This is a genomic window from Plantibacter sp. VKM Ac-2880, from assembly GCF_015351235.1.
In the GTDB taxonomy this organism is placed as follows: Bacteria; Actinomycetota; Actinomycetes; order Actinomycetales; family Microbacteriaceae; genus Plantibacter.
This window is the reverse complement of sequence record NZ_JADKSJ010000002.1, coordinates 174944-192748: the sequence shown is the minus strand read 5'-3', so window position 1 is coordinate 192748 and position 17805 is coordinate 174944. Positions and strand designations below refer to the sequence as shown.

The 17805-nt window shown below is 68.0% G+C and carries 19 protein-coding genes; 17 read left to right on the top strand and 2 right to left on the bottom strand.

Annotation, left to right across the window (positions count from 1 at the left end):
- Window position 1 precedes the first annotated feature (1 nt).
- Entirely contained in the window at window positions 2-940 is a 939-nt protein-coding gene (gene cysK / locus ITJ57_RS13130) for a cysteine synthase A (protein WP_194670564.1), read from the bottom strand.
- Window positions 941-1102: 162 nt separating this feature from the next.
- On the opposite strand from cysK, the gene prmC reads away from it, so the two are divergent.
- Entirely contained in the window at window positions 1103-2011 is a 909-nt protein-coding gene (gene prmC / locus ITJ57_RS13125; protein WP_194670563.1) for a peptide chain release factor N(5)-glutamine methyltransferase, read from the top strand.
- A gap of 50 nt (window positions 2012-2061) precedes the next feature.
- Here prmC and ITJ57_RS19825 read toward each other — a convergent pair whose 3' ends face one another.
- Window positions 2062-2700, bottom strand: coding sequence for an HAD-IA family hydrolase (locus ITJ57_RS19825; RefSeq protein WP_370582393.1), 639 nt, complete (start codon window positions 2698-2700; stop codon window positions 2062-2064).
- 123 nt (window positions 2701-2823) lie between these two features.
- Between ITJ57_RS19825 and ITJ57_RS13115 the strand changes: the two genes are divergently transcribed.
- The 16 genes from ITJ57_RS13115 to ITJ57_RS13040 all read left to right on the top strand — a co-directional run bounded on the left by ITJ57_RS13115 (window position 2824) and on the right by ITJ57_RS13040 (window position 17805).
- On the top strand, window positions 2824-3621 hold the full coding sequence (locus ITJ57_RS13115; RefSeq protein WP_194670562.1) for a glycosyltransferase family 2 protein: 798 nt from the start codon (window positions 2824-2826) through the stop codon (window positions 3619-3621).
- Window positions 3618-4595 (top strand): NAD-dependent epimerase/dehydratase family protein, encoded by a 978-nt coding sequence (locus ITJ57_RS13110; RefSeq protein WP_194670561.1) that lies wholly within the window; start codon window positions 3618-3620, stop codon window positions 4593-4595. Before ITJ57_RS13115 ends, ITJ57_RS13110 begins: the two co-directional genes overlap by 4 nt.
- A gap of 12 nt (window positions 4596-4607) precedes the next feature.
- A complete protein-coding gene (locus ITJ57_RS13105) occupies window positions 4608-6428 on the top strand; it encodes a nucleoside-diphosphate sugar epimerase/dehydratase (RefSeq protein WP_194670560.1) in 1821 nt (606 codons plus the stop codon).
- Window positions 6425-7411 carry a glycosyltransferase family 4 protein gene (locus tag ITJ57_RS13100; RefSeq protein WP_194670559.1) on the top strand — a complete coding sequence of 329 codons (987 nt, stop codon included), beginning with the start codon at window positions 6425-6427 and terminating at the stop codon, window positions 7409-7411. Before ITJ57_RS13105 ends, ITJ57_RS13100 begins: the two co-directional genes overlap by 4 nt.
- Before the next feature lie 73 nt (window positions 7412-7484).
- On the top strand, window positions 7485-8153 hold the full coding sequence (locus tag ITJ57_RS13095) for an L-threonylcarbamoyladenylate synthase (RefSeq protein ID WP_194670558.1): 669 nt from the start codon (window positions 7485-7487) through the stop codon (window positions 8151-8153).
- On the top strand, window positions 8150-9415 hold the full coding sequence (locus ITJ57_RS13090) for an MraY family glycosyltransferase (protein ID WP_194670557.1): 1266 nt from the start codon (window positions 8150-8152) through the stop codon (window positions 9413-9415). The genes ITJ57_RS13095 and ITJ57_RS13090 overlap by 4 nt, the downstream gene beginning before the upstream one ends.
- On the top strand, window positions 9412-9897 hold the full coding sequence (locus ITJ57_RS13085) for a hypothetical protein (protein ID WP_194670556.1): 486 nt from the start codon (window positions 9412-9414) through the stop codon (window positions 9895-9897). Before ITJ57_RS13090 ends, ITJ57_RS13085 begins: the two co-directional genes overlap by 4 nt.
- Window positions 9898-10173: 276 nt before the next feature.
- Window positions 10174-10953, top strand: coding sequence for a F0F1 ATP synthase subunit A (gene atpB / locus ITJ57_RS13080; RefSeq protein ID WP_194670555.1), 780 nt, complete (start codon window positions 10174-10176; stop codon window positions 10951-10953).
- Window positions 10954-10999: 46 nt separating this feature from the next.
- Window positions 11000-11233, top strand: a complete 234-nt coding sequence (gene atpE / locus ITJ57_RS13075; protein WP_064295310.1) for an ATP synthase F0 subunit C — start codon at window positions 11000-11002, stop codon at window positions 11231-11233.
- Window positions 11234-11263: 30 nt separating this feature from the next.
- Window positions 11264-11815, top strand: coding sequence for a F0F1 ATP synthase subunit B (locus ITJ57_RS13070; RefSeq protein ID WP_194670554.1), 552 nt, complete (start codon window positions 11264-11266; stop codon window positions 11813-11815).
- Window positions 11815-12612 (top strand): F0F1 ATP synthase subunit delta, encoded by a 798-nt coding sequence (locus ITJ57_RS13065; protein WP_194670553.1) that lies wholly within the window; start codon window positions 11815-11817, stop codon window positions 12610-12612. The genes ITJ57_RS13070 and ITJ57_RS13065 overlap by 1 nt, the downstream gene beginning before the upstream one ends.
- Window positions 12613-12721: 109 nt before the next feature.
- Complete coding sequence (atpA, locus tag ITJ57_RS13060; RefSeq protein WP_194670552.1) at window positions 12722-14350, top strand: F0F1 ATP synthase subunit alpha; 1629 nt, start codon at window positions 12722-12724, stop codon at window positions 14348-14350.
- A 3-nt stretch (window positions 14351-14353) separates the two neighbouring features.
- Window positions 14354-15247: a F0F1 ATP synthase subunit gamma gene (locus ITJ57_RS13055; RefSeq protein ID WP_056012429.1), complete on the top strand. Its 894-nt coding sequence runs from the start codon at window positions 14354-14356 to the stop codon at window positions 15245-15247.
- Window positions 15248-15294: 47 nt separating this feature from the next.
- Window positions 15295-16761 carry a F0F1 ATP synthase subunit beta gene (gene atpD / locus ITJ57_RS13050; protein ID WP_194670551.1) on the top strand — a complete coding sequence of 489 codons (1467 nt, stop codon included), beginning with the start codon at window positions 15295-15297 and terminating at the stop codon, window positions 16759-16761.
- 2 nt (window positions 16762-16763) lie between these two features.
- A complete protein-coding gene (locus tag ITJ57_RS13045) occupies window positions 16764-17039 on the top strand; it encodes a F0F1 ATP synthase subunit epsilon (protein ID WP_194670550.1) in 276 nt (91 codons plus the stop codon).
- A 4-nt stretch (window positions 17040-17043) separates the two neighbouring features.
- A complete protein-coding gene (locus tag ITJ57_RS13040; RefSeq protein ID WP_194670549.1) occupies window positions 17044-17805 on the top strand; it encodes a peroxide stress protein YaaA in 762 nt (253 codons plus the stop codon).

The window sequence follows — 17805 nt, the reverse complement described above, 5'->3', positions numbered from 1 at the left end:
CCTACTCGCGGAGGTCGTCGTACATCGCCGTCGACAGGTAGCGCTCCCCGGCGTCGGGGATGATCACCACGATGGTCTTGCCGGCCATCTCCGGTCGGCGGCCCACCTCGAGCGCCGCCCAGACGGCGGCACCTGCGGACATCCCGCCGATGATGCCGTCGTCCGTGGCGAGGCGTCGCGCCGTCGCGTAGGCGATGTCGGTCTCGACCGGGATCACCTCGCTGAACAGGGAGGTGTCGAGGATGTCGGGGACGAAGTTCGGCCCGATGCCCTGGATCTTGTGCCCGCCGGCCCGGCCCTCGCTCAGCAGTGGGGAGTCGGAGGGTTCCACCGCGATGATCTGGACGTCCGGGTTGCGTTCACGGAGCCACTGGCCGACGCCGGTGATCGTCCCGCCCGTGCCGATGCCGGCGACGAAGGCGTCGACGGTCCCGCCGGTGTCCTCCCAGATCTCCGGCGCGGTGGTCCGGCGGTGGATGGCGGGGTTCGCCTCGTTCTCGAACTGGCGGACCCAGACCGCGCCCGGCGTCTCGTCGACGATGCGCTGCGCCTCCTGGACGGCGTTCGCCATGCCCTTGGTGGGGTCGGTGAGCACGAGCTCCGCCCCGTAGGCCCGGAGGAGCATGCGGCGCTCCTTGCTCATGGACGCGGGCATCGCGAGGATGACCCGGTACCCGCGAGCCGCGCCGACGAGGGCGAGGGCGATTCCGGTGTTGCCACTCGTCGACTCGACGATGGTGCCGCCTGGCTGCAACTGGCCGGAGGCCTCCGCCGCGTCCACGAGGGCGATGCCGAGGCGGTCCTTCACGCTCGACCCCGGGTTGTAGAACTCGAGCTTCGCGAGCACGGTCGCACCGACGCCCTCGGCGATCCGGTTGAGGCGCACGAGCGGGGTGCGCCCATAGGCCTTCGTGATGTCGGTGTAGACGCTGCCTGCCACGGTGTTCCTCTTCCTCGTTCGGGGTCCGTTCAGCCTACGTCGTGGGCGACGGCGCTCCTCCTGTGTGACGTGGGGGCGGACGCCCGACGGCCGCGACGAGCCTGTGAGGTAGGCTCGGTGCGGCCCATCCGACCAGGGCCGCCCCAATAAATGACCTCGCTCATGCCCAGCACCCCTCCCGCCGCTTCCGCCGACACCCCGTCCGGCGGTCACCCCGCGACCGTCGAACTCGCGCGCCAGCACGCCGTCGAGATCCTCGCCCGTGCGGGGGTCCCATCGCCCGACGTCGACGCCGAGTTGTTGCTCGGCCACGTGCTCGGACTCGGCCGTGGTGCCGTCCAGGCCGCGGCCATCACCGGCCGGGTCCTCGACGCGGAGGAGCGCACGGTGTTCGGGGAGTTCGTCGAACGCCGCGCGGCACGGGAGCCCTTGCAGCACATCACCGGGCGGGCGGCGTTCCGTTCCATGGAGCTCGCGGTCGGCCCGGGCGTCTTCGTCCCGAGGCCGGAGACGGAGTCCGTCGTCCAGTTCGCGATCGACGCCCTGCGGGCCGTCCCGATCCCGCGTCCCATCGGCGTCGACCTCGGCACCGGGAGTGGCGCCATCGCGCTCGCCATGGCCACCGAGGTCCCGAACGCCGCGATCTACGCGACCGAGAACTCGGTCGAGGCGTTCATCTGGGCCAAGCAGAACTTCGCCGAGTCGGCCGCCGACAACGCGACGGTCGTGTTCGAACACCTCGCCGACGCCTTCCACGAGCTCGACGGCATGGTGGACGTCGTGATCTCGAACCCGCCGTACGTCCCGGACGATGCGATCCCGCGCGATCCGGAGGTCCGGTTCCACGATCCCTCCGCCGCCCTGTACGGCGGTCCGGACGGCCTCGACGTCGTCCGACAGGTCTCCACCACGGCCAAGCGGTTGCTCCATCGCGGCGGCACGCTCATCATCGAGCACGGAGAGCTCCAGGGGCAGGCGATCCGTGAACTCCTCACCGTCGACGGCTGGAACGCCGCGGCGACGCATCGCGACCTCACCACGCGCGACCGCACCACCATCGCGATCCGCTGACCCGGCTCCCACGACCGCCGGTCCCTGAGCCTGTCGAAGGGCGTGGCGGCTCAGGGCGTGGCGGCCACGAACGCGTCGACCGCCGCATCGAGTCCCGCGATGTCGAACACGCCTGAGGTGTCCTTCGTCAGGTGGAAGGCGTGCATGCCGACGGCGGTCGCCCCCGCGCAGTTCGCGGCGGAATCATCGATGAGGATCGCCCGCTCGGGAGCGACGCCGTAGCGGCTGAGCGCCCTCGTGTAGATCCGCGGCTCGGGCTTCTCGGCACCGAGCACGGCGGACACGAGGTCGTTCTCGCCGAGGACGGCGGCCGCCTCCGGAGCCAGCTGCGCGAAGGAGTCGCGGAACGGGATCGGGTTGTTCGACAGGAGGGAGACGGTCCCGAGGGACGCGGCGCGTCGGAGGGTCGCGAGGGCGCCGGGGACCGGCGTCATGGCCGCCGCCCTGGCCTCCCGCCACTCGTCGAGCGAGAGCGGGTACCCGGTCACCTCGGCGAACACGGCCAAGTAGTCGTCGCTTGTCGGGTATTCGCCGATGTTGGCCGCGGCCTCGTGTCCGCCGACCCACCACTGCTTCGCCAGACGGTACTGGCTGACGCCCGTCAGGCGGGCGAGCGCGGGGAGGCGCTTCCGGAAGTCGTAGTCGTAGAGGGTCTTGTCGCAGTCGAAGAAGAACACACGCTCTGGCACCTCTCCAGTATGCGGCCGTCGGCTCCCGGGCCACCACCGGGCAGCACGTAGACTGACGACGCGCGCCGGGCCCACGTCCGTCGTGTCTCGGCGGTGCCGTCCCGCTGCCGGAGAGGGTGGACCGTGGACCGTCCAGTGACCGGGTGCATCGTCATGTACCAGAACGATCGCGACAAACTCCGTGCGGCCATCCGCTCGACCCTCGGGAGCCCCCTGGTGGAGACGCTGTACCTCGTGGACAACTCCCCGACGGACGAACTGCGCGACCTCGCCGACGACCCGCGCATCGAGTACCTGCACAACCCGTCGAACCCGGGGTTCGGCGCCGCACACAACATCGCGATCGCCAAGGTCCTCGGACGCTCCAAGTTCCACATGGTCGTCAACCCGGACGTCTACTTCGAGCCGTCGGCGATCGAGGAGCTCTACGAGTTCATGCTCGAGCACCCCGAGGTCGGTCATGTCATGCCCAAGGTGCTGTACCCGGACGGCTCGCTCCAGTACCTGGTGAAGCGCAACCCCTCGGTCTTCGACCTGTTCGCCCGCCGGTTCCTGCCCGGGCCGCTGAAGCCCCTGGTCGCGAAGCGCATGGCCAGGTACGAGTACCGCGACATCGACGAGAACCCGTCGCACGACTACGACAAGACCATGTTCGACGTCCCGTACCTCTCGGGCTGCTTCATGTTCCTGCGCACGTCGACCCTGCACCGCGTCGGCTTCTTCGACGAGCGCATCTTCATGTACATCGAGGACGCCGACCTGACGCGTCGGTTCCTCCAGGTGTCCCGCACCGCGTACTACCCGGGCGCGACGATCCACCATCACTTCGCGAAGGGGTCCCACCACAACCGGAAACTCATGTGGTACTCGATCCAGGGCGCCTTCGTGTACTTCCGCACGTGGGGGTGGTTCGGCCGATGAGTCGCGTACTCGTGACCGGCGCGACCGGCTTCATCGGGACGAACCTCGTCCCCGTCCTGGAGGACGCGGGCCACGAGGTCGTGCCGTTCTCCCTGCGCGGATGGACGGGGGAGCCGTTCCCGGCCGACATCGACGTCGTCGTCCACCTCGCCGGTAAGGCACACGACCTCGACGGCACCGCCGGACCCGAGGTGTACCGCCGCATCAACACGGACCTCGCCGAGCGCGCCTACGTCGCGTTCCTCGCCTCGGACGCGTCCACGTTCATCCAGTTGAGCAGTGTCGCAGCGGTGAACGAGACGAGCGTGGAGGGTGTGCTGGACGAGTCGGCGGACCCCCGCCCGACGACCCCGTACGGTTTGTCCAAGCTCGCGGCCGAACGTCTGCTGCTCGCGGTCGACCCCCCGGCAGGGCGTCGGACGATCGTCCTCCGGCCGACGATGGTCCACGGCCCGGGCGACAAAGGCAACCTCCGCCTGCTGTTCGGGCTGCTGTCCCGAGGCATCCCGTACCCGCTCGACGCCTTCCGCAACGCGCGCAGCTTCGTGTCCATCCAGAACCTGGCGTGGGCCATCACGAGCATCATCGGGACGCCGGCGGTGCCGACGGGGGTCTACCTCGTCGCCGACGACGAAGCCGTCTCGACGGGGCATCTCGTCACCCTCATCGGCGAGGTCACCGGTCGCCGGGTGCGTCGCCTTGCGGTGCCGCCCGCGCTCGTCCGCCTCGCGGCCGCCGTGGGGGACCGCGTGCCCGCCGTGCCGCTCAACACCGCCCGCCTCGGCAAGCTCACCCAGGACTACCGGGTCTCCGGCGCCCGTCTGCTCGCCGCACTCGGCCGCGAGCGCATGCCGGTCGCGACCGATGACGGCCTCCGGGCCTCGATCGCGGCGCTCGCCGCGGAGCGCGCACGCCCAGGCGACCCCGCCGACGCGCAGCCCGTCCGCAGCCAACGCGAAGCCGACGATCGGTAGGATTGACAGGTTATGACCCCCACTCTCCCCGACGCCCCCCGTAGATGGACGCAGGCGCCCGGTCCCCGTTTCGCGGCGAAGACGGCCCTCGACGCACTGTGCTGGGTCCTCGCCATCGTGGTGGCCCAGCTGGTCCGATTCGAACTCGAGTACGAGCGGGTCGCCCTCGTCGGCACGGTCGCCCTGTGCGTCATCGCGGTGGTCGCCCAGCTCGTGGTTGCCTACCTGTGGAGCTACTACCACGGGCTCCACAGCTTCGGCAGTTTCTACGAGGCGAAACAACTGATCGTCGTCGCCCTGATCGTCACGGCGATCCTCGTCGCCGTCAACGCCGTGTTCGGAGTCGCCTGGGGGGTCCCACGATCGACCACGGTCATCGCCTTCCCGTTCGCGATCGTCTTCATGGGCATCACCCGGTACGTGAAGCGGCTCTTCGTCGACAGCCGCAGTCGCCCGATCGAGGCGCAGCGGGTCCTCGTCTACGGGGCCGGTGCGCTCGGCATGTCGATCATCCCGCGCCTCATGCGCGACCCGCAGTCGCCGTACCTGCCGGTCGGCGTCATCGACGACGACCCGTCGAAGCGCAACTTCCGCATCGCCTCCGTCGCCGTCGTCGGCACCGGTGCCGACCTCGTCGCGGCGGTCAAGCGCACCGGAGCGCAGGCCATCATCATCAGCATCGCCGACGTCGACAACGACTTCATCCGCCAGGTCAGCGAGCGGGCCGACGAGGCCAGGCTCCGCGTGCTGGTGGTCCCACCCATCGACACGATGCTCGCGCCGGGCACCGCCGAAAGCGCACCCAGCCTCCGCGACCTGAACGTCGAGGACTTCATCGGCCGCAACACGGTCGACCTGCAGGTGGAGAGCATCGCCGGCTACCTGACGGGCAAGCGCGTCCTCGTGACGGGTGCCGGCGGATCCATCGGGTCTGAGATCGCGCGCCAGGTCAACCAGTTCGGCCCGGCCGAACTCGTCCTCCTCGACCGCGACGAGACGGGTCTGCACACCACCCAGCTCTCGATCTCCGGCCACGGTCTGCTCGACACGAAGGAGGTCGTGCTCGCCGACATCCGCGACTTCCCCTCCCTGCTGGAGGTCTTCGAGGACCGCCGCCCGGACGTCGTGTTCCACGCGGCGGCGTTGAAGCACGCGCCCATGCTCGAGCAGTACCCGGACGAGGCGTGGAAGAACAACGTGCTCGGCACCCTGAACGTCCTGAACGCCGCGCGGGCCGTCGGCGTCGGCACCTTCGTCAACATCTCCACCGACAAGGCGGCGAACCCCACGACCGTGCTCGGGTACAGCAAGCGCATCGCCGAGAAGCTCACCGCCTGGATGAGCGCGCAGGAGACCGACTCCCGCTACCTGTCCGTGCGCTTCGGCAACGTCATCGGGAGCCGTGGCTCCGCGATCCCCGCGTTCACCGCGCAGATCGAGGCCGGTGGCCCCGTCACGGTCACGCACCCCGACGTCACCCGGTTCTTCATGACGATCCCCGAGGCGTCGAAGCTCGTCATCCAAGCCGGCGCCATCGGCGACCCCGGAGAGGTCCTCATCCTCGACATGGGACGACCGGTCCGCATCCTCGACGTCGCGAAGCGCATGATCGCCGCGTCCGGGAAGGACGTCGAGATCGTGTACACCGGCCTCCGGCACGGCGAGAAACTGCACGAGGTCCTCATCGACACCGACGAGATCGCCGACCGCTCCAAGCACCCGAAGGTCTCGCACACGCGCATCCAGCCGCTCGATCCGGCCCTGCTCGACATCGCGGTCTGGCGCGAGGCGATCTCCGAGGACTGCGTCGAGACGCACCACCTGGTGCAATGACCGCTGCCGTGCTGGCGGGGGTCGTTGCGCTCGTCGTGAGTCTGCTGTCGCAACTCGTCATCCGCCCGGTCCTCATCCACCGTTCGGTCGTCGACACCCCGAACCACCGTTCGATGCACGTCACACCCACCATCCGCGGCGGCGGCATCGGCGTGGCCATCGCCGTCGCGGTCGGCCTCGGTACCGCTGCTGTGGTCTTCCAGAGCCTGCCGCTCTGGATCGTCGCCGGCATCTCGGTCCTCAACGCCGCGATCGGCGCCGTCGAGGACGTCCGTGGACTCCCGGTCCGGGTCCGGTTCGGCCTGCAGGTGGTCCTCGGGCTGCTCGCCACGTGGGTGCTCGTCGTGTCCATGTCGGCGTCGTTCTGGTGGATCCCGCTCGGCATCGTCGCCCTCGTGGCGTACACGAACATCGCGAACTTCATGGACGGCGTGAACGGCATCTCCTCGTTGCACGGCACGGTCGTCGGCGGGTTCTACGCCGGCCTCGGTGTGGCGGCCGGGCTCCCCGGCGTGACCGCGGCCGGACTCGTCGTGGCGGCGGCATTCCTCGGGTTCCTGCCGTGGAACCTGGCGAAACGACGCATGTTCCTCGGCGACGTCGGCAGCTACCTGCTCGGCGGATCCCTCGTCGCGGTCGCCGTCTACGCGGCCTTCAGCGGGGTGTCCTTCATCGCGTTGATCGGCCCGGTGCTCGTCTACGTCGCGGACACCGGGACGACGATCATCGCGCGCTGGCGTCGGGGGGAGCCGCTGCACGAAGCCCACCGCAGCCATGTGTACCAGCGTCTCGCCGCAGGTGGCCTCGGGCACCTCGGGTCCACCGCCGTCGTCAGCGTCGCGACGCTCGCGACCGGCCTCCTCGGGGCTGTCGTCGCGACGGCGGCGTTCCCCTTCCAGGTGCTCGCCGTTCTCGGGATCCTGCTCGTCCTCGCCGCCTACCTGGGTTCCCCTCGACTGCTCGTCCGACGCCCGAGGCTATGATTGAGCGTCGTCACCCCGATCATCCGGCCGTCTGATCACTGATCGGCGGCCCCGCCCAGCCAGGACCACGCTCATGTCGCAGACCTTCGATTGCCAGGATCACGCGCAGTTGCTCACCGGGATGCGCCTGGCCCGGACGGCCTTGGCACGCGGCGAACTCGTGGTGCTGCCGACCGACACGGTCTACGGCCTGGCGGCCGACGCGTTCTCGCCGACGGCCGTCCAGCGCCTGCTCGACGCCAAGGGGCGCACCCGTCAGTCCCCTCCGCCGGTCCTCGTGTCCGGCGTGAACACGCTCGAGGCGCTGGCGGCGTCCGTCCCCGACGCCGTGCACCGGCTCGTCGAGGCGTTCTGGCCGGGCGGCCTGACGATCGTGCTCGAAGCCCAGCCCTCGCTCGCCTGGGACCTGGGCGAGACGGCCGGGACGGTCGCGCTCCGCATGCCGTCGAACCCGGTGACCCTCGAACTTCTCCAGGACACGGGCCCGCTGGCGGTCTCTTCCGCGAACCTCACCGGGAGGCCGGCCGCGACGTCGGCGGCGGCCGCGCTCGAGATGCTCGGCGACTCGGTCTCCGTGTACCTCGACGGCGGTGACGGCGGGGAGGTGTCGTCCACCATCATCGACGCCACGCGCCTCGGCACCGCCGACGAGCGGCTCGTCGTCTTGCGCGAGGGCGCCGTCTCGCGCGAGGCGATCCGCGATGTGGTGGGGGAGCTCCTCCCAGACCTCAGCGAGCGATGAACCAGTTCTCCGGGTACCTCATCGTGCTCGTCGTGAGCGCGGGCATCACCTTCGGATTCGCGCACCTCGCGCGTCGCGTCGGGGTCAAGTACGGCCTGCACCCGCCGATCCGGGAGCGCGACGTCCACCAGACGCCGACGCCGCGCCTCGGCGGCGTCGCGATGTTCATCGGGATCCTCATCGCGTTCGGTGTCGCCTGGCAGCTCCCGTTCTTCGACCTCGTGTTCGCGGATCCTGAGCCCGTCCTCGCCATCCTCGGTGCAGCCCTCTTCATCGTGGGCATCGGGGTCGCGGACGACCTGTGGGACCTCGACTGGATGATCAAACTGGCCGCGCAGTTCATGGCGGCCGGACTGGTCGCCTGGCTCGGCGTGCAGATCTACTCGCTGCCGATCGGCGGGCTGACCGTCGGCTCCTCCTGGGTGTCCTTCTCGATGACGGTCTTCGCGATCGTGCTCGTCATGAACGCGATCAACTTCGTCGACGGCCTCGACGGCCTCGTGGCGGGCGTCGCGATCATCGCCAACACGGTGTTCTTCGTCTACACCCAGTTGCTCGTGACGTCGACGGGCGCGAGCGACTACTTCAACCTCGCCTCGCTGATCGCCGCCATCCTCGTCGGCGCCTGCCTCGGGTTCCTCCCGCTCAACTGGCACCCCGCGCGGCTGTTCATGGGGGACGCCGGAGCGCTCCTCGTCGGACTGCTCATGGCGACGTCGGCGGCCGCCGTCACGGGGCAGGTCGACCCGGCCGCCCTCGGGCGCACCCAGTTGCTCCCGGCGTTCATCCCGATCCTCCTGCCCTTCGCGATCCTCGTCGTCCCGCTCGCGGACTTCGCCCTGGCGGTGCTCAGACGCCTCCGTGCCGGGAAGTCGCCGTTCAGTGCTGACCGGATGCACCTGCACCACCGGTTGTTGGACCTCGGACACAGCCAGGTGCACGCCGTCCTCATCTTCTACGGCTGGACCGTCGTCATCTCCGTCGGATGCCTCGCGTTCTTCGCGGTCCCGTCGTGGATGGCGCTGCTGTTCGTCGCCGTGGGCGTCCTCACCTGCACGGTGTTCACCCTCCTGCCACTCGGTCGCCGACGGCGCGCCGACCGTCTCGCCCAGCGTGCGGTGCCGGACGCTGACGGGGCTCCCGGGTCGGCGCTGTACGATCGCCTCGACGAGGCCTCCGGGCAGCGCGACCCCGAGGCGCCCGTGAGCGGCGACACCCTCGACACCCTCGACTCTCTCGCCAAGAAGGACCAGCACCCATGACTCCTCCCGCCAAGGCCGGCTCGCATTCGAGCGCCAACCGGGTCTTCAGCACGGCCCTCAAGTACAGTGCGCTGCTCGCGCTCGTCATCGCGGTGGTCGGGGGAGTGGTCGGCTGGAGCGTCGACGGGACCCGTGGGCTCACGAGCGCGCTCATCGGCACGGCCATGGCCCTCGTCTTCCTCGGCATCACCTCGGTCAGCATCCTCTTCGCCAACCGCTGGTCCGGCCAGGAGTTCTTCGTCGGGATCCTGTTCGGGGTGGTGATGGGCAGCTGGCTGGTGAAGTTCGTCCTGTTCCTCGTCCTCGGCTTCATCCTGAAGGACCAGCCGTGGGTCAATCCACCGATCCTCTTCGGGAGCGTCATCGTCGGCGTCGTCGGGTCGCTCGTCATCGACGCGGTCGTGGCCGCGAAGGTGCGCGTGCCGTACGTGTCGGACAGCATCCTCCCGACGGCGCCGCCGCACGACACCGATCAGGGCTGAACCCCGCACGCGGGCAGCATCGGCCGTGAGCATGCCGGGAGCGGCATCCGCGTCCCCGGGCCCGAGCGCCGCTCGGAATATAGCCGTGGAATACCACCCCTGGGTTCGTCGGGGGCCGGTTTCCTTGCTAGACTCGTCAACGAATCCTCCCACTAGCACCGCTTCGGCGTGCGGCGAGGAGACATCCCCCCTGTTCGTCGCCGCGAGAGCTCTGCTCCACGCCCCCGAAACTGGAGATACGTGCTGTTCGCTAACGCTGTGCACCTGATCGCACCGATGGCCGCCGAAGATGGCGAGTTCCACGGTCCGTCGATCGACGAATTCTTCCCCGACATCATCCTCTTCGAGGGCACGCCCTTCGCGATCAACCGGGTCATCTTGATCCGCTTCATCGCGGTCATCGCGCTCCTCCTCTTCTTCTGGCTGTCGACGCGCAAGATGCGTCTCGTCCCCGGTCGGGCGCAGAGCCTGGCCGAGATGGGCCTGGGCTTCGTCCGCGTCAACATCGCGGAAGACCTCCTCGGCAAGAAGGACGGCCTGCGGTTCCTGCCGATCCTCACGACGATCTTCTTCATGGTCCTCGCGATGAACCTGACCGGTATCATCCCCGGGCTGAACCTCGCGGGAACCTCAGTCATCGGCGTGCCGCTCGTTCTTGCCCTGGTTTCGTACATCACGTTCATTTACGCGGGCATCAAGAAGAGCCCGGGCAAGTTCTTCAAGAACTCCCTGTTCCCCTCCGGAGTGCCGTGGCCGGTGTACATCATCGTCACGCCGATCGAGCTCATCTCGACCTTCGTCATCCGCCCCCTCACGCTGACGCTCCGACTCCTCATGAACATGATCGTCGGGCACCTGCTGCTCGTCCTGTTCTTCGCGGCGACGCAATTCTTCATCGTCAACCTCGGTGGATGGTTCGCCCTCATGGGTGTCGGCACGCTCGCATTCGGGCTCGTCTTCACTCTCTTCGAGCTCCTGGTGGCCGTCCTCCAGGCCTACGTCTTCACCCTCCTCACCGCGGTCTACATCCAGCTCGCGGTCGCAGAAGAGCACTAATCGGGCCCGGCACCCGCCAGGTCTCACCCAACGGAAGGAAACAAACGTGGACGCAACTACCGTTCTCGCCGCCCTTGAAGGAAACATCGCGACGGTCGGTTACGGTCTCGCAGCCATCGGCCCCGCCATCGGCGTGGGTATCGTCGTCGGCAAGACGATCGAAGGCACCGCGCGTCAGCCCGAGCTGGGTGGTCGTCTCCAGGTCCTCATGTGGATCGGTATCGCCTTCACCGAGGCGCTCGCCTTCATCGGCATCGCGACCTACTTCATCTTCGTCTAAGCCCCCTTTCACATCTCCGAAGGAGGCAAGATGTTTGATGCAGTGATCATTGCTGCTGAAGAGGGCGCTCCGACGAACCCTCTTATCCCAGCGGTGTACGACATCGTCTGGTCGCTCGTCGTCTTCATCATCATCCTCGGCTTCTTCTGGAAGCTGATCCTGCCGAAGGTGCAGAAGCTCCTCGACGACCGCGCAGCGGCCATCGAGGGCAACATCGCCAAGGCAGACGAGGCCCAGAAGCAGGCCGAGGCCGCGCTCGAGCAGTACAACGCTCAGCTCGCCGAAGCCCGCCAGGAAGCCGGACGCATCCGCGAACAGGCTCGTGTCGAGGGTCAGACGATCCTCGCCGAGCTCAAGGAGCAGGCGACCGTCGAGGCAGCTCGCGTCACCGCCAGCGCCCAGGCGCAGATCGAAGCCGAGCGTCAGGCGGCCGTCGTGTCGCTCCGTGCCGAGGTGGGCACGCTCGCGCTCGACCTCGCCAGCGGCGTCATCGGCGAGACGCTGAACGACGACGCGAAGGCAACGGCCGTCGTCGACCGGTTCCTCGCGGACCTCGAAGCGTCGGAGAAGGCAGCCAAGTAATGGGAAGCGCGACCAGAGAAGCACTCGCCTCGTCGAAGGAGGCCCTCGTCGCCCTCGGCGCCGGGGCCGATCTGGCCACCGCGGACGGTCTGTTCGCAGCCGGCCGGGCCATCGGCGGTTCGAGCCACCTGAGCGCTGCGCTCAGCGACCCGGCGGCCGACGCCGACGCCAAGCGCGTCGTCGTCGACCGCATCTTCGGCGGTCAGCTCGGCGCTCAGGCGCTCGGGCTGCTCCAGACGGTCGTCTCAGCACGGTGGTCCAGTGAGCAGGATCTGCTCGCCGGCATCGAGGAACTCGGGCTCCGGGCGGCTTCGGTATCCGCAGGCGCGCAGGGCGACATCGAGGCAGAGCTGTTCGAGTTCGGCAAGCTCGTCTCGAGCAACCACGAGCTCGAGCTCGCGCTCAGCAGCAAGCTCGGATCGGCCGAGGCCAAGGGTGCCCTCGCGGCATCCCTGCTTGAGGGCCACGCGAGCCCGCAGACCGTCAGCATCGTCGGTCAGCTCGTGCAGCAGCCTCGTGGTCGGCGTATCGGAGAACTGCTCCGCTACGCCGCAGGCATCATCGCCGACCAGCAGGGCCTTGCGGTCGCCACGGTCACGGCTGCCGCACCGATCGAGGTGTCGCAGTTGCAGCGCCTCGAACGCCACCTCGCCACGGCCTACGGCCGTCAGGTGAAGATCAACCAGGTGATCGACCCCGCCGTCGTCGGCGGACTGCGCGTGCAGCTCGGGGACGACGTCATCGACGGCAGCCTCGCTGCCCGACTGAACGACCTCCGTCTGCAACTGGCCCGATAGCGGCCTGCGCAGCGCGGAGACCGACCCGACGGTCTCCACAACTCAAGACGTTGATCCTGACGGATCGCACCTCTCGGAACCCCCGGGTTCCACAACCAAAAGGAACATGATGGCAGAACTCACGATCAGCCCAGACGAGATCCGGGATGCTCTCAAGGACTTCGTCAAGGCCTACGAGCCCGGCGCAGCCGCGGCCACCGAGGTCGGACGCGTGATCGATGCCGCCGATGGCATCGCCCACGTCGAGGGGCTCCCGGGCGCCATGGCGAACGAGCTCCTCCGGTTCGCGAACGGCACGCTCGGCCTGGCGCTCAACCTCGACGAGCACGAGATCGGCGTCGTCGTCCTCGGTGAGTTCGATGAGATCGTCGAGGGCATGGACGTCACCCGCACGGGGGAGGTCCTCTCGGTCCCCGTCGGCGACGGCTACCTCGGTCGTGTCGTCGACACGCTCGGCAACCCGATCGACGGCCTCGGCGAGATCGCCAGCACGGGCCGCCGCGCGCTCGAGCTCCAGGCTCCGGGCGTCATGCAGCGCAAGTCGGTGCACGAGCCGCTCCAGACCGGCATCAAGGCGATCGACGCCATGATCCCCGTCGGTCGTGGCCAGCGTCAGCTGATCATCGGTGACCGCCAGACCGGCAAGACCGCGATCGCGATCGACACCATCATCAACCAGAAGGCCAACTGGGAGTCCGGCGACGTCAACAAGCAGGTCCGCTGCATCTACGTCGCCATCGGTCAGAAGGGCTCGACCATCGCCTCCGTCAAGGGCGCGCTGGAAGAGGCTGGAGCGCTCGAGTACACGACGATCGTCGCCTCGCCCGCGTCCGACCCGGCCGGCTTCAAGTACCTCGCCCCCTACACCGGGTCGGCCATCGGCCAGCACTGGATGTACGAGGGCAAGCACGTCCTGATCATCTTCGACGACCTGTCGAAGCAGGCCGAGGCCTACCGTGCCGTCTCCCTCCTCCTCCGTCGTCCGCCGGGACGCGAGGCCTACCCGGGTGACGTCTTCTACCTGCACTCCCGTCTGCTGGAGCGTTGCGCGAAGCTGTCCGACGAGCTCGGTGCCGGCTCGATGACGGGTCTCCCCATCATCGAGACCAAGGCGAACGACGTCTCGGCGTACATCCCGACCAACGTGATCTCGATCACCGACGGCCAGATCTTCCTGCAGTCGGACCTCTTCAACTCCAACCAGCGCCCCGCGGTCGACGTCGGTATCTCCGTCTCGCGAGTCGGTGGAGACGCACAGGTCAAGAGCATCAAGAAGGTCTCCGGAACGCTGAAGCTCGAGCTCGCGCAGTACCGCTCGCTCGAGGCGTTCGCGATGTTCGCCTCCGACCTCGATGCGGCCAGCCGTCGTCAGCTCGCCCGTGGCGCACGCCTCACCGAGCTGCTGAAGCAGCCGCAGTACTCGCCGTACCCCGTCGAGGAGCAGGTCGTGTCGATCTGGGCCGGAACGAAGGGCAAGCTGGACGATGTCCCGGTCGAGGACGTGCTCCGCTTCGAGCGCGAACTCCTCGACTACCTCGGTCGCAACACCGAGGTGCTCAACACCCTGCGCGACACCAACGTGCTCGACGACGACACCGTCTCGAAGCTCGACGCGGCTGTCGACCAGTTCAAGCTCGAGTTCCAGACGGGCGAGGGCGCTGCCCTCGGTTCGGAGCAGGTCGAGGAGCTCCCGGTTGAAGACGTCAACCAGGAGAAGATCGTGAAGGGTCGCCGCTAGTCCATGGGCGCTCAACTCCGGGTCTACACGCAGAAGATCAAGTCTGCGCAGACGACCAAGAAGATCACGAAGGCGATGGAGCTCATCGCCGCGTCGCGCATCCAGAAGGCGCAGGCGCGGGTGGCGGCGTCCGGGCCCTACTCTCGTGCGATCACTCGTGCCGTGTCGGCCGTCGCGACGTACTCCAACGTCGACCACGTGCTGACCACCGAGCCCGAGCGGGTTGAGCGGGCTGCGGTCGTCGTGTTCGCATCCGACCGAGGCCTCGCGGGTGCCTTCAACTCGCAGGTGCTGCGCGAAGCGGCCGAACTGACCGAACTCCTCAGGAGCCAGGGCAAGGACGTCACGCACTACCTCGTGGGGCGTAAGGCCGTGGCGTACTTCACGTTCCGCCGGATGCAGGCTGCCGGCCAGTGGGTGGGCAACACCGAGAACCCCGACTTCGCCACGGCGCAGGAGATCAGCGAGTCCATCCTCAAGGCGTTCCTCACGGACGCCTCCGAGGGCGGCGTCGACGAGATCCACATCGTCTACAACCGCCTGGTGAGCATGATGACGCAGACCCCCGAGGTCGTCCGTCTCCTGCCACTTGAGGTCGTCGAGGGTGTCGAAGAGCCGACGGACACCGCGGTGCTGCCGCTCTACGAGTTCGAGCCGGATGCGGAGAGCGTCCTCGACGCCCTCCTCCCGAACTACATCGAGAGCCGGATCTTCAACGCGCTGTTGCAGTCCTCCGCCGCGAAGCACGCCGCGACGCAGAAGGCGATGAAGTCGGCAAGCGACAACGCCGACAAGCTCATCACCGACTACACCCGCCTCCGCAACAACGCGAGGCAGGCCGAGATCACCCAGCAGATTTCCGAAATCGTTGGCGGCGCAGACGCGCTCTCGTCCTAGTCATCGCAACACGCACACGTATCTGTAGAGACAGAGAAGAGAAGAACATGACTCCCACCGCAACTGCCGAGCAGGGCGCTGCAGAGGTGAAGGCCGGCGCCGTCGGTCGCATCTCCCGCGTCACCGGCCCGGTCGTCGACATCGAGTTCCCGCACGACGCGATCCCGGGGATCTACAACGCCCTGAAGACCAGCGTCGTCATCGGTGAGCAGACGATGGTCCTGACCCTCGAGGTCGCACAGCACCTCGGCGACGACCTCGTCCGCGCCATCGCGCTGAACCCGACCGACGGCCTCGTCCGCGGTCAGGAGGTCACCGACACGGGTTCGCCCATCACGGTACCCGTCGGCGACGTTACCAAGGGCAAGGTCTTCAACGTCATTGGCGAGGTGCTCAACGCCGAGCCCGGTGAGCAGATCGAGATCACGGAGCGCTGGCCGATCCACCGTCAGCCGCCGCCCTTCGACCAGCTCGAGTCGAAGACCCAGCTGTTCGAGACCGGCATCAAGGTCATCGACCTCCTGACGCCGTACGTCCTCGGTGGCAAGATCGGCCTCTTCGGTGGTGCGGGTGTCGGCAAGACGGTCCTCATCCAGGAGATGATCCAGCGCGTTGCGCAGGACCACGGTGGTGTGTCGGTGTTCGCCGGTGTCGGCGAGCGTACCCGTGAGGGCAACGACCTCATCCACGAGATGGAAGAGGCAGGCGTCTTCGAGAAGACGGCCCTCGTGTTCGGCCAGATGGACGAGCCGCCGGGAACGCGTCTTCGCGTCGCGCTGTCGGCCCTGACCATGGCGGAGTACTTCCGCGATGTGCAGAAGCAGGACGTGCTCCTCTTCATCGACAACATCTTCCGCTTCACGCAGGCCGGTTCCGAGGTGTCGACGCTGCTCGGTCGCATGCCGTCCGCGGTGGGCTACCAGCCGAACCTCGCCGACGAGATGGGCCTCCTCCAGGAGCGCATCACCTCGACGCGTGGTCACTCGATCACCTCGCTGCAGGCGATCTACGTCCCCGCCGACGACTACACCGACCCGGCTCCCGCGACGACTTTCGCGCACCTCGACGCCACGACCGAGCTCTCCCGTGAGATCGCGTCGAAGGGTCTGTACCCCGCGGTGGACCCGCTGACCTCGACCAGCCGCATCCTCGACCCCCGTTACCTGGGTGCCGACCATTACCGCGTGGCGACGACGGTCAAGCAGATCCTCCAGAAGAACAAGGAACTGCAGGAGATCATCGCGATCCTCGGTGTCGACGAGCTCTCCGAAGAGGACAAGATCACGGTGTCGCGTGCGCGCCGCATCCAGCAGTTCCTCTCGCAGAACACCTACATGGCGAAGAAGTTCACGGGTGTCGAGGGATCGACCGTCCCGCTGAAGGACACGATCGAGTCGTTCGACGCGATCGCCAAGGGTGAGTTCGACCACGTGGCCGAGCAGGCGTTCTTCAACGTCGGTTCGATCACCGATGTCGAAGAGAAGTGGGCTCAGATCCAGAAGGAGAACGGCTGATCATGGCCGCGACTCCTCTGACCGTGAGTGTCGTCGCAGCCGACCACGAAGTGTGGTCGGGTGCGGCGCGCCAGCTGATCGCGAAGACCGTCGACGGCGAGATCGGTATCCTCCCCGGACACGAACCGATGCTGGCCATCCTCGCTGCCGGTGAAGTCCGGGTCACGCTCGAGGACGGTTCCAAGATCGTCGCGAACGCGGAAGACGGCTTCCTGTCGGTCGAGAACAACACCGTCACCGTCGTGGCCGGCAACGCCACGCTCGTGACCAGTTCCTGACCCGGTGCTGATCCTCCTTCCCCCTTCGGAGACGAAGCGGGACGGCGGCGACGGACCAGCCCTGGACACCGCTCCTCTGCGGTTTCCAGGGCTTTCGTCGTCCCGGAACGATGTCGTCGGAGCCGTGGTGTCGCTCGCTGCCGATGAGGCCGCGACGGTGAAGGCCCTGAAGCTCGGCCCCAAACAGCTCGGTGAGGTTCAGCGCAACCGCGTGGCCGCGACGTCCGCGACGATGCCGGCGATCGACCGGTACACGGGGGTGCTGTTCGACGCGCTCGATGCAGCCACGCTCTCAGCGGACGCACGACGCTTCGCTGCTGAGCACCTGGTGGTGCACTCGGCGTTGCTCGGCCCGGTCGGCGCGCTCGATTCCATTCCGGCGTACCGGCTCTCCCACGACTCCAGGCTCCCCGGGTTCGTCCTGAAACGTCACTGGGCGGTGCCGGTCGCGCGCGAGCTGGACGCCGTCCCGGGTGTCCTGCTGGACCTGCGCTCGGAAGGCTACGCGGCGCTCGGGCCGTTGCCGGATCGCGTCGGTGCCGTCTACCTGCGTGTGCTCACGGTCGGCGACGATGGCCGCCGTCGCGCGCTCAACCACTTCAACAAACAGGGCAAGGGTCGGTTCACCCGCGCGCTGTTGGAGGCCGGTGTCGACCACCCTGATGTCGGCTCGTTGCTCGACTGGGCCCGATCGGCCGGATGGGTGCTCGACGTCCACGCCCGTGCCGACGACGGTCGGGTGACCGAGCTCGCCCTCGTCGTCTGA